At 60.9% G+C, this 11,618-nt stretch carries 12 protein-coding genes; 8 read left to right on the forward strand and 4 right to left on the reverse strand.

The genetic code is table 11. The annotated features are described in order from the left end of the window. Positions 1–333 precede the first annotated feature (333 nt). Complete coding sequence (locus tag VGY55_13735) at positions 334–489, forward strand: hypothetical protein (GenBank protein HEV2971029.1); 156 nt, start codon at positions 334–336, stop codon at positions 487–489. Between the two features lie 201 nt (positions 490–690). Here the strand turns inward: VGY55_13735 and VGY55_13740 are convergent, their stop codons facing one another. Beyond that, complete coding sequence (locus tag VGY55_13740) at positions 691–1,536, reverse strand: NAD(P)-dependent oxidoreductase (protein HEV2971030.1); 846 nt, start codon at positions 1,534–1,536, stop codon at positions 691–693. Positions 1,537–1,857: 321 nt separating this feature from the next. Here VGY55_13740 and VGY55_13745 point away from each other — a divergent pair, with 321 nt between their 5' ends. From VGY55_13745 to VGY55_13765, 5 genes are all read left to right on the forward strand, one after another. Next, positions 1,858–2,469 carry a hypothetical protein gene (locus VGY55_13745; GenBank protein HEV2971031.1) on the forward strand — a complete coding sequence of 204 codons (612 nt, stop codon included), beginning with the start codon at positions 1,858–1,860 and terminating at the stop codon, positions 2,467–2,469. A gap of 299 nt (positions 2,470–2,768) precedes the next feature. Further along, positions 2,769–3,728 (forward strand): catalase family peroxidase, encoded by a 960-nt coding sequence (locus VGY55_13750; GenBank protein ID HEV2971032.1) that lies wholly within the window; start codon positions 2,769–2,771, stop codon positions 3,726–3,728. 46 nt (positions 3,729–3,774) lie between these two features. Beyond that, positions 3,775–3,984 carry a hypothetical protein gene (locus VGY55_13755; protein HEV2971033.1) on the forward strand — a complete coding sequence of 70 codons (210 nt, stop codon included), beginning with the start codon at positions 3,775–3,777 and terminating at the stop codon, positions 3,982–3,984. Positions 3,985–4,433: 449 nt separating this feature from the next. Next, a complete protein-coding gene (locus tag VGY55_13760; GenBank protein ID HEV2971034.1) occupies positions 4,434–5,693 on the forward strand; it encodes a molybdopterin-dependent oxidoreductase in 1,260 nt (419 codons plus the stop codon). Positions 5,694–6,113: 420 nt separating this feature from the next. Beyond that, on the forward strand, positions 6,114–7,196 hold the full coding sequence (locus VGY55_13765) for a hypothetical protein (protein ID HEV2971035.1): 1,083 nt from the start codon (positions 6,114–6,116) through the stop codon (positions 7,194–7,196). Positions 7,197–7,428: 232 nt separating this feature from the next. On the opposite strand, the gene VGY55_13770 is transcribed toward VGY55_13765, so the two are convergent. Next, positions 7,429–7,734, reverse strand: a complete 306-nt coding sequence (locus VGY55_13770; protein HEV2971036.1) for a hypothetical protein — start codon at positions 7,732–7,734, stop codon at positions 7,429–7,431. Positions 7,735–7,883: 149 nt separating this feature from the next. Then, positions 7,884–9,224, reverse strand: a complete 1,341-nt coding sequence (locus tag VGY55_13775) for a Gfo/Idh/MocA family oxidoreductase (GenBank protein ID HEV2971037.1) — start codon at positions 9,222–9,224, stop codon at positions 7,884–7,886. A gap of 547 nt (positions 9,225–9,771) precedes the next feature. Between VGY55_13775 and VGY55_13780 the strand changes: the two genes are divergently transcribed. After that, on the forward strand, positions 9,772–10,119 hold the full coding sequence (locus VGY55_13780) for a phospholipase D-like domain-containing protein (protein ID HEV2971038.1): 348 nt from the start codon (positions 9,772–9,774) through the stop codon (positions 10,117–10,119). Positions 10,120–10,361: 242 nt separating this feature from the next. Here the strand turns inward: VGY55_13780 and VGY55_13785 are convergent, their stop codons facing one another. Continuing rightward, on the reverse strand, positions 10,362–10,562 hold the full coding sequence (locus VGY55_13785; protein HEV2971039.1) for a hypothetical protein: 201 nt from the start codon (positions 10,560–10,562) through the stop codon (positions 10,362–10,364). A gap of 513 nt (positions 10,563–11,075) precedes the next feature. On the opposite strand from VGY55_13785, the gene VGY55_13790 reads away from it, so the two are divergent. Beyond that, positions 11,076–11,618: aldo/keto reductase (locus VGY55_13790; GenBank protein ID HEV2971040.1), on the forward strand; the 543-nt coding region annotated here is incomplete at its 3' end.

Raw genomic sequence — 11,618 nt, forward strand, 5'->3', positions numbered from 1 at the left:
TCGTATCGGCGTTTCTCCGTGACGACGCGGCCCAGTTCGTAGCGGAAGTCGAGGCGATCGAGTTGTAGATGATCGACGTCCACGGCGCATGAGAATGTGCCGTAGACTTTTATTGCGCCATCGGGCCTGCTCCGACTGAACCGGACCAATCCGGAAAACCGATAAATGGATTGATCCGCCTGTGCAGAAGGCGTCTACCTTCTCGACCGGCCCCCGCAGTTTTTATCCAAAACTATGGAAGGCACTTTCGTTAGTGCCGGTCGACCATCGCGAATCCGCGTCGCAAGCATGTCGCCGGTCGTTTGCTAGCACCCCGAGGAGGCCGCCGCCACGATGGAATCCAGCACCGAGACCATCCGAGATCTCGTTCGCCGCACGCTCCGTGACCTGGGGCTGGCAGATGCCGAGCCGATCGGCGAATCGCTGCTGACGCTGGCCGGCTACTACGTCGGCCGGGAGATCAAGTTCGCGGGCGTGCGAGCGGTTTGAATAGCGAGCCAGGGGCGAATCAAGCTTTATTCCGGATGACCAGCGGGTGCTGCGGGTCGTCGAGGTCGGAGTGCCGAGGCAAACGAAGGCGGCGTCAACCCCCGGCACCGGGCCGATTCTACTCCTGAAGTTTGAACTCGGTCACCTCGCCGATCAGATTGCCGGCTTGATGGGCCGGCGTGAATCCCCGTGTCGCGCCACTTATTCGGCTATCTCCGGAGAACAGTCAAGGAAGAAATCTGCCAAGAGTTTGCTGCCGGGTGTTACCGCGTATTGATCGAAATCGGCGACCCCGGCGGCAACCAAGACTTGTTCATCAACGAAGAAGTTGCCCGTACAGTTGCGACTTGTTCGCGTCAGAATTGCGTGCGCGGCATCGGCGACGATTTCCGGCCGGCGAGCGCGTGAGACGATTTGCTCTCCGCCGAGCAAGTTGCGCACGGCGGCAGTGGCAATCACGGTTCGAGGCCACAATGCGTTGACCGCCACTCCTTGCGGCTTGAACTCGGCTGCCATTCCCAATACACACATGCTCATGCCGTATTTTGACATTGTGTAGGCCAAATGTGGCGCAAACCAACGTGGATCGAGATTGAGCGGCGGCGCGAGATTCAGGATGTGAGGGTTTGGGGCTTTGACGAGATGCGGCAGGCAGAGCTTCGAGGTCAAGTACGTGCCACGGATGTTGACGCCATTCATCAAGTCGAACCGCTTCATGTCGGTCGCCAATGTGCCCGTCAGTTGGATCGCGCTGGCGTTGTTGATCACGATGTCGATGCCGCCGAAGGTGGCCACTGCGCGGTCGACGGCAGCTTGAACTTGATCTTCAAACCGTACATCGACGGCGCAGGCCAGCGCGCGTCCGCCTGCCTGCTCAACTTCCTGAGCGGCCGTTTCGATCGTGCCGGGCAGTTTCGGGTGAGGCTGCACCGTTTTGGCGGCGATGACAATGTTCGCGCCCTCGCGCGCGGCACGAATGGCAATCGCTTTGCCTATGCCGCGGCTGGCGCCAGTAATCAGCAAGGTTTTCCCGTGAAGTGAGTTCATCAACGGCCCCTACCGATTGCGAGTGTGAATCGCTGCCGACCGGCAGCGATGTGAGTTGTGAAATTCGTGACGCTGACTATCGTTTCGTCGAAGTCGGAGACAACTCTATCTGCCAGGCCAAATGCCTGCGGCGATCCATCCGTCCAATCAGATGCCGTGGGCGGTCAGAGTCCCGCCCAGGTCGGCCATTCACGGTAGAATTGTTGTCGTTTCCTGCGAAACCGCCAAGTGCTACCGAGCTGGTCGCTCTGATCCGCCGCGACGACGCGGAGGCGCGTGGCGCATCGATTGAGGTACATGTCAAATAGACGAGGTTCCACTATGAATCTTTCAAAGATCTTCGCACTGCCGCTCATCGCCGTGGCGTTTCTTGTGCTCGGCTACCGATGGGCTAGCGCCGATCCACCCTCCAGCGATGCAGCGAATGACGAACGGCAAACGAGCCTCGATGTGCGCTACGCCCGTGCAGAAGTGGCATTGGCTGAGGCGAATCTTAAGCGACTGACGCAAATGAACGAGAAGGTGGCCAACTCGGTCTCGGCCGACACCCTGATCAGCTTTCAGCAAGATCTCAACGTGGCCCAAGCGGAGCTTGCGGCCGCCACGTCCCATGACGCGGCCCGCAAGTTCGAGGTCTGGCTTCGCCGTGCGGAGTCGGCCATGAGATATGCCAAGGTACAATGGAGCGGCGCTGTAGCCGCAAACCAGCGAGCCGCCGCCGTAATCAGCCCTATCGATGTCGAACGCCGCCGCTTGCGTCTGGAGGTGAGCCGACTGGAGCTTGAGCGTGGGCAAGCCCTGACTCTTGCCGCACCCGATCAGCAGCTCGCCTGGGAATTGAGCGTGATGAATAACGAATTGCAGCGGCTCAAGGAAGAGGTGCTGCAAACCGTTCCCACAACGCCGCTGTATCCGACGTGGTGGCGGTATTGAGCGCTACGGCATGGATCCGGAAGCCGGCTCCTTCATTGGCGCGATAGAACGACGCAACTCCTGGATCCTCGAATCAGCAACCGTGAGGAGCGAATCACCAGCGTCGCCTATTGCAACTCTCTTCAAATGAGGGCTGGGGAGCCAAAGGGGAACTGGACCTCGGGCTGATAGGGCGATTGGGGAAGCAGGTGGGGCAACGCCGTGGGCAATCGGTTGTTGAGGCGTGCCCAAGAGACTAGAATTCCCGGCATCAGTCACGATCGCGACAGTGTTCGCGTCCGCTTTATCGGGAGCAAAACATGGCCAGCAGTTCTGTTGCTGTTTCCGCGCCAAGCAGCGTACTTATTCAGCGATTGCTCGACGCCCTTGATGCGTTATCCGGTCTGCACCCCGGATTTCGGCCGGCTCACGCCAAGGGCGCCATGTGCTCCGGGGTTTTTACGCCATCATCGGAGGTGGCGGAATTGACGTGCGCGCCTCATGCGATGCGACCGTCGACACCCGTCATCGTTCGTTTTTCCGACTCCTCAGGCATACCCACGGTGCCGGACAACGACCCGCAACTTGCCAGCCCGAGAGGGATCGCCGTTCGCTTCTACTTGGCCGACCATGTCCATACCGACATCGTCGCCCATTCCCACAACGGGTTTCCGGTTCGCAGCGGCGAAGAGTTTTTGGAGTTTCTACGAGCGCTCGCAGCGGCTCTCGGCCAGGGTCAGCCGGCAGCCTTCGGGGCATTTCTCGCGAGTCACCCGCATGCCAAAGAATTCGTGGAAGCGCTCAAGCCGATTCCCTCCAGCTTCGCCAGGGAGTCGTTCTTCGCGGTTACGGCGTTCCGATTCACCAACCAGAAAGGCGAGGACTGCTATGGCCGATTCCGCATCCGGCCGCGGGCCGGGAACGATTATCTCACGACTTCCGAGGCCGCGGGAAAATCGGCGAACTTCCTCTTCGACGAGCTTACGCAACGACTCGCCCAAGGCCCAGTCGAACTCGGTGTCTTTGTGCAACTGGCGGAGGACGGCGACGAAGTTGCTGACGCCACGGTCGTCTGGCCGGATAGCCGGCCTGAGGTCGAATTCGGCACGCTCACCCTGACGGCCCGCGTGAACGACGCCGATCCGGAAATGCGCAAAATTATCTTCGACCCGATTCCGCGCGTCGATGGCATCGCGCCGTCGCTCGACCCGCTCATCGAAGTACGGTCAGCGATCTACCTGCTCAGCGGTCGCCGGCGGCGGGCAGTTGGCGCCAAGTAAAGGTCGAGGCCAATACGGTCGCGCAAGTATTTCGCATGGTGACCGGATGGGAATGGACGTCGTCGACCGCAACCCGAGTTCGCCGTCGGGGAAGTATTTCCAAGCGAGCATCTGGTCGTGGCGCCCGATCCACGACTTGATCCTGCGTCTGTGCTTCGATCTGCTCGACGATGAGACGCTGGTAGGCATTTCCGACAACGACGGCGCTGGACCCCACGAGCAAACGACCTGCACGGAAATGGCCAATCGCTTCTAGCGTTGGATGGAGCATCACGTCGCCGGCCACTGCGTGGAATCCGAACTACGTGTGACCAAAGGTGGAGCGTTGGTCACAGCATAGGAGAGCCAGGAGAATCCCAGCCAGGCAACTGAGTCCGCCTATCGGGTCGCCGACGAGACACTCAAGGAATGGATCGAGTTCTTGCGACACAGCAGCGGATTTGAGGTGTGGTAGGGGAGGCTCGCCGCTAGGCCATCGTCGGCGGAATGCGGCGATCCAGCCGCAGGAATTCAATAGCTTACATTCATTTGCTCCGGCTGCTCGCCGCTGGGCACGCAATTTCTGCGCATTCGGACATGGCGGGTTCTCTCGTCGACAGTCTCGCAAGCTGAACTGCCGCGGCAATTGACGCAAAGCGCGGCGCCAAGGTGTATGCTAATGGCCAGCCGGATTGATCGCGTCACTCAAGCCGCAGGAGCCGGACGATGGACGAGCTGCAACATTTCGCCGCGGAGCACGAGCAGTTGACGCGGCGGTTCTTCATCCGGATCGGCGCCGGCGGAGCGGCCGTGGCGGGCTTATGGCCCGCTGTCGGCCGTGCGGAACCGCGTGCGCCGGAATTGGCGCAAGCGATCGCCAAGCTCGAACCGTATTTCACACCGCCCGACAAATTTCAGGATGTCTCGCGCGGCAAGCCGCTGCCGCATTTGCTGCCAGACGCGAAGAAGCGAGAAGTCGGTCTGACCCGCGACACCTGGAAGCTGGAGGTCGTCTCCGACCCGGAGAATCCGGCGAAGCTGGGCAAGCAACTGACCAAGGCGGACGGTACGGCCTTGGACTTTGCTGGCTTGCTCAAGCTGGGCGAGAGGTCCGCGGTGCGATTCGCCAAGGTGATGACGTGTCTCAATATCGGCTGTCCGCTGGGAATGGGCCACTGGGAGGGTGTGCCGCTGCGCGACGTGATCTGGATGACGAAGCCGCGCGAAAACGTGCGCCGCGTGTTTTACTACGGCTATCATAACGACGACCCGAAGCAGATGTTTCTCAGTTCGTTGTCGCTGGATCGAGTGCTTGAGGATCCGTTCGACTTGCCCCCGGTCATCCTCTGTTACAAGCTCAATGGGCAATGGCTCGACAGCCGGCGCGGTGGGCCCGTGCGGATCGTGGTGCCTGAGGCTTACGGGTTCAAGTCGATCAAGTGGCTTACTCATGTGGTGCTCACGAATCTGTCACACGCCAACGATACCTACGCCAGCGGCAACAACGATCTGGACAGCCCGCTCAAATCATTCGCGGCGACGCTCAACGTTCCGACCGACGTCGCGGCAAGCAGCCCGATCCCCGTGACCGGGTACGCGCAGGTGGGCATATCGGGAGTGTCGAAAGTGCAGGTCTGGATCACGCCGAGCGCGAGTATATGGCCCAAGGACGACGAGTATTTTGCCAAAGCGCCATGGGCGAATGCCGAAATCCTCCCGCCTCCCGAGCGGTGGGGCGGCGGTCTGCCGGACGACAAGATTCCGCAGGGAACCATCGGCTTCGATATCGAGGGACGGCCTCGCACTTGGCCCTTACGACTGGCAAAGATTCATTGGGCCACACTGATGCAGGGTTTGCCTGCCGGCGAATACACGCTGCGTTGCCGCACTGTTGATGAACGGGGAATTGCCCAACCCCTGCCGCGCCCCTTCCAGAAATCGGGATTCGCGTTGATCGAAAAAGTAACTATCCGAGTGCATGGTTGAAGACCCCGTGGAGTGAACAGGCCGGCTCAGTTGGCGGCGCGGAACAGCCGAACGAATGACGAGATGGTCGGCCACGGCTCGGGTTCGGTGCGCTGATCGGAATCATGCGCGGCAGAGCACACGCCACGTGAGCGATGCGATCCGTCCCATCATTTGTTGGGGGAGTTGGCGCTGGCGCATATCGCTCAGGAGGATTTCCCGTGCGCGGTCGGGTAGAATCACGGGCATGAAAGCCATCAGCCGAATCCGACTTGTTGCCTGGACCTGCCTGATAATCGGATTTTCGCTGATCGTCTGGCAAGCAGCTTCCGCCCGTGGCTCCGACAGCCTGTTCTACATCGGCGTGGTGGCGATGATAACCGGGAGCGTGCTGAGAGGTTACGGGAACTTTAGACGCACTCGTCCGCGACAAGATCCTCCGTGAAAATTACCTTGTCGATCGCCGTGAGCTTCGCCGACAACGGTCGGTTGTGGTTAGCTTTCGCCATCGTGTGGTTCGGCCATTTCGCCCCCCTCCAGCCGTTTGCCTGCGCCGATGAGCCACAGGCGACCGGACTCTATCAGCAAATCGTCGAAGACTATCTCGGTGGCAAGTGGGACGACGTGGAACGACGGTTGTTGGCCCCGCCGGAAAAGCTCACCTCCCTGAATGCTCACGAGCTAGAAGACATCGCTTATATCCGCCTGGCTCTCGCAGAATGCCATCCACCGTGGTGGAATCTCTGCAAGAAGGGCCAAAAGGTGCAGTTTCGGCCGGTCGTCTGGGGCAAGACGTTAAGCGTCACTTATGTGCCGGATGGGCAGCGCGGAGTGCAGGCGCAATACCACAATGCCGACGTGAGCTTCACGGCCACTTGGCCCGCGGCCGAAATTGACAGCCCCGCTCCTTTCGAGCACGGCTTCACGAAGGGAGAGATCAACGCGGTCGAGGTCTGGGCCATGCTCGGCACGGCTCGCGTCTGGTCACAGACTTCGGGACGGATGATCGCCGGCCTTGGCGGCAAGGAAATGCTGCGAATGACGCGGCGCGAGGACTTCCGCAGCAATTTGACGGCCCTCTACTATGGCTCGCCTAAATCGCGGCGCTGGTCGTTGCTCGTCGATCTCCTGACCTGGTCGGACAAGGAATACGCCGACACGCCAGTGGCCGGCTCGCGCAAAGCCGTCGGGGCGATGTTTCTCGCCGAAGTTCTGGCTAATACGGCGAGCTATCCCTCGCTGCCGCTGCCGCACAGGCTCGAACCCGACGAGGCCGAGGGAACACTGGCCGCGCATTACCGCCGCCGCATCGAACGCCAGGGCTGGACGCTGGCCGAAGACCGATCTCTCCGAGAAGCCATCCGGCGATTCGCTGCCGCTAACGACACCAACGTCTATCAGACCGAGAAAGTGACGCTTGCCAACAAGCTCACCGTGTCAGTCGCCCCCTCCGCCGACCCCCCGCTCCGCGCCAAGCGCGACGCCTGGCTCAAAGATCGCTTCGATGAAGCGGAGAGGAAATAGAGCGCGGGTCGAATCCTGGACGTCGTATAGTAGATCCGCGTCCGCAAAATGACTCCACGCCGCGGACTGCGAGTCAGCCTCGGGGATGATCCATCGGCCAGCCCGCTGCCCTGAGACGATCCACGCGCGGCCCTCGGGATAGTTCATGGCCACATCGCCGGTGCTCCAGCCATCGCGGTGCAGACGCGCGGCAAGCGTATCGACGGTCAGATTGTCGCTCATGGCGTTCGCGTCAATGACTTCGCGCGGTAAACAAGAGTACAAGTCCAACCACGAAGATGTCGATCGCAACTCCGTAGGCAAGCGAGGATCGCAAGCGGCCACGCAGCACTCCGACAGCGCAGCACAAAAGGATGGGGACCGAAAAGAAGGCGAGGAGCAGGCCTATCGGATCGAGAGACGACCGGATGTCGCCGACGGCCATCGCATAGTATTTGGCCGCGGCGCTGGCGAGCGCCACGAATGTCACGGTGGCGAACAGCGCCCCGAGGCTGAACTGCCACGGTCGCCGACCGACGGAATTGATGTGCTGTGGCATCGGCTTGACCGAGCTGGTCGCAGTGAATTACCCGGATAACTTCCTGCTCATGGTTTTGTTCGGCCGTCCGACATTGTTGACGCGCCCGTCGTACAGAAAACCCCGTGGGGATCCGCACCGGCGATTTCTCAACCAAGGTCGAACAGCGCTCAGACCGCATCGTAACTCCACGGCTTGCGCATTTCGCGGGCCACGAACCCATTCGCTTCCGCGTCATCAACGAAGACTTCCTTCGCGGGATCCCAGTTCAGCTTTCGGCCGAGCCGCAAGGAGATCACTCCCAGATGGCAGACCGACACGCTTCGGTGGCCGATTTCCGGTTCGCAGATCGTCGGCTTGCGCGACCGAACGCCCTCGAAGAAGTTGCCCATGTGGTTGTTGCTCACGTACAGCCGCTCGGCGTTCGATGGCAACTCAGCGGAAAGGATTTCGGGCCGGCTGGCCTCGATCTTGCCTCGGGTCACGAAGATCCAGCCGTCGGTTCCTTCAAACCGCACGCCATTCTCCTCGCCCGGTTTTCGGACCTGGCCCGTCGGCTGGCCATAAAAGTTCTCTCGCGCCACGCTCTTGCAGGTGAGCGTCACGCCGCTGGCATAGACGTATTCGATCTGGTACTGGCCGATGGCGGTGTATCCTCCTGGGACTGGCGCCAACAGCATCTTGCCTTCAGCGGAGATTGGCCCGGAGCGTTCGGTCCCGTTGCCCCATTGGGCAATGTCGTTGTGATGGGCACCCCAATCAGTCACCGTGCCGCCCGAGTAATCGTACCAGAAGCGAAACAGCACGTGACAACGCTCGGGGACGTAATCGACCTTCGGCGCTTGGCCGAGCCAGAACTCCCAATCGAGTTCGGGGGGAACCGGCCGTGCTGGGAAGGGACCTTGGGTCGGGCCTGCGGGCAACATCGTGAGAATGTGCTGGAGCTTGCCGAGGCGGCCGTTACGCACCAGCTCGCACGCCAGACGAAAGCGGGCATCGCTTCGCTGTTGACTCCCAGTCTGGAAGATGCGCCGCGTCTCCCGCGCGACCTCGACTAACTTCTGACCCTCCGCGATTGTGAGCGTCAGAGGTTTCTCGCCATAAACATCCTTGGCCGAGCGCAGCGCGTGAATGCTGACGAGCGTGTGCCAATGATCGGGAGTGCCGTTGATCACGACATCGACTCCCGGATGGGCGATGGCCTCGCGGAAATCGGAGAACTTGGACTCGGCCTTGAACTGTTCGGCCGCTTGGCCAGCGCGCTTGCTGTCGACGTCGCAGACCGCGACGACGTTGCCGAATTTCGCGGCCAGGGCCGTATCGGCTCGACCCTGACCACCGCAGCCGATGAGAAGAATCCCCGGCTTGTCGTTGGGCGATTTCGGCTCCTGGGGCGCCGCCGCGGCCGCGTTCTCCTCGACAAACCAGCCCGGCAGTACCATTCCTCCCGCCGCCGCGGCGCCTGATTTTAGCGCGGCACGTCGATTCAAACGAAACACGGGCGTAGACATGTCCGAAGCTCCTTGCAATAAGAGATCGCCACGAGATGCGGTCGTGAGCGGGAATGATAATTGTACGACGAAACGATTCTTACGGAGTCGTGATGGCGGTCCGGCTGGGAACGAATCAGAACAACGCACCGGGGTGATGCTGGCAGGAATTCACTACGCTCATTGTATTCGACCTTCCGCCGTTATTCACGCGCCGGTCAACTCGATCGGACTGTCATTCCAATCAGCGATGGCGGATTGTCGCCGCGCCTAGCGCCGTTCGACGGCGGGTCTTGCTGATCGCCCGCCCGTGCGGATATTCTGCCGACCGCCAAGATGGAATGACGAATCGTAGCCGCGGAATCCACCGATTGACTGGGGTCTCCATGAAAATACCTCCCTGGCGCTGGCCAATCGGACTCCTGGCGGTGGTCCTGCTCTCGTCCTCGACCGGCTGTGACGCGGCGGGGTCAACACCCATCATCCCCGCATCAAGCTGCCCTGAAAAACCGCAAGAAGGGAGCATCGCCTGCTACTTCTCGCCAAAGGAGGCTGTACCGAAGCCATCGTGAAGGAACTCGGCGACGCGCGGCAGACGGTCCTGATTCCGGCGTTTTCGTTTACCTCAGTGCCGATCGCCAAGGCACTGGTCGAAGCCCACGAGCGCGGCGTGAAGATCACGGTCATTTTGGACAAGAGCGAGCGGACGCAGAGTTATTCCGAGGCCGACTTCGTTGCCCACGCCGAGATCCCCTGCTTTATCGACGCCAAGCACGCGATCGCCCACAACACGATCATGCTGATCGACGGCCGGACGATTATCACCGGAAGCTTCAATTTCACCAAACAGGCCAGCCTTGGCAACCGCCTGTGGCGAAACCCCGATGTGAATCGACCGCACATTTCGCCATCTTGAAATCCGGCCACGTCGCCCGCGAGCATCTACGGGCGGATATTACCCGCGAACAGGCCGCCAAACTCTATGACGCGCTGTTCCCGCACGTCAGTTTCCTGTTGTGACTGAAACGGCGGTGCGAGCAATTATCCGCCGACGATCCAATCCGCGGGGCCGCCGAAAGCGCCTACGATGCGGTCTGGAAACTGAGCCGGGAAGCCCATTCACGATCAATCAGGAGGGGAGGTCGCAGGCCGTGAGCGCTATTCAAAGTCCGGCGGCGCGTCGCCCGATTCCGTTGCGACGTAGCGCCGCTCGCCCAATTTGGTCAACGTCGATTTTCCGTGTTCAACCTGGAACACTTTCAATTCGGCTAACCGGGTGAGAATGTCCGGGCGGATCGGTTCGTGGATTTCCCCCGCGCCCATCTGCCGGAGCGCTCCGTAAAGTTCTTCGGGTTCCATAACCGCCGCGCACGGCCGGAACGGTGGAACGCATTGCCGACTCCGGCGGTCACATCGCGCGACCGCATGGCGTTGGTTGGGTCCCATCGGCTCGTGACGGCGCGGCCGCGCTTCACGTAACCAGCTTTCGACGATCCCGCCGGAGAATGGCGGCCGGTGTGGTTAGGATTTCCGGGCGATTGGGTCCCATCGGGCACTATCCTAATATTGACTCCCAGAATAATTCTAGGACCGGAACGTGACGACACGTGCCCGTGCGTCGGGGGGCATGTCGGACGGCCGTGTCGGGCAACGGCAACAAGCACTTGCGGCAGTTCGACGCTCCTGCTCCGACTGCCGTTGGAAGCCGGACCGAACGATTGTGACGCTTGGTATTTGGCCCTCTCACGAATCCCCGGCCTGTAGTTTCGATGATCGCGAGTCCGCGTTCGCCTCGCAGTGTAATCGTTAGCGATTACAATGCGGCGTCCCGAGACTCGAACAAGCGCCTTGAATCACCAGCTAAAGAACGCGATGTCTGATCGGAGCTTGTCAATCGACGGCGTCCAAGTGCCCCGCGTCCTCTACGGGACCGCGTGGAAGGAGGACAAGACGCAGAGACTGACCGAACTCGCACTGCAACACGGATTCCGTGGCATCGACACCGCCAATCAGCGCCGCCATTACGACGAGGCGGCTGTTGGGTGGGCCGTATCGGCGGCAATCGAAAGCGGCTTGCTGGTTCGGGATGATCTGTTCTTGCAGACCAAATTCACGTTCCGACGGGGACAGGATCATCGCCTGCCCTATGATCCTGGCGCCTCCATCGCAGTGCAGGTCGAGCAGTCGTTCGCGAGTTCGCTACAACATTTGGGCGTCAAAATGATCGACTCGTACCTGCTGCATGGCCCGATGCAGCGGACCGGTCTGACTGGCGCAGACTGGGCGGCTTGGAGAGCGATGGAATTGATTCACGATAGCGGCCGGACTCGCCTCCTCGGAGCCAGCAACGTCACTCTGGAGCAGCTCCAGCGCCTTTGCCAGGATGCCCGCGTCCGACCCCGATTCGTCCAGAAC

It is taken from the genome of Pirellulales bacterium, from assembly GCA_035939775.1.
GTDB lineage: Bacteria > Planctomycetota > Planctomycetia > Pirellulales > DATAWG01 > DASZFO01.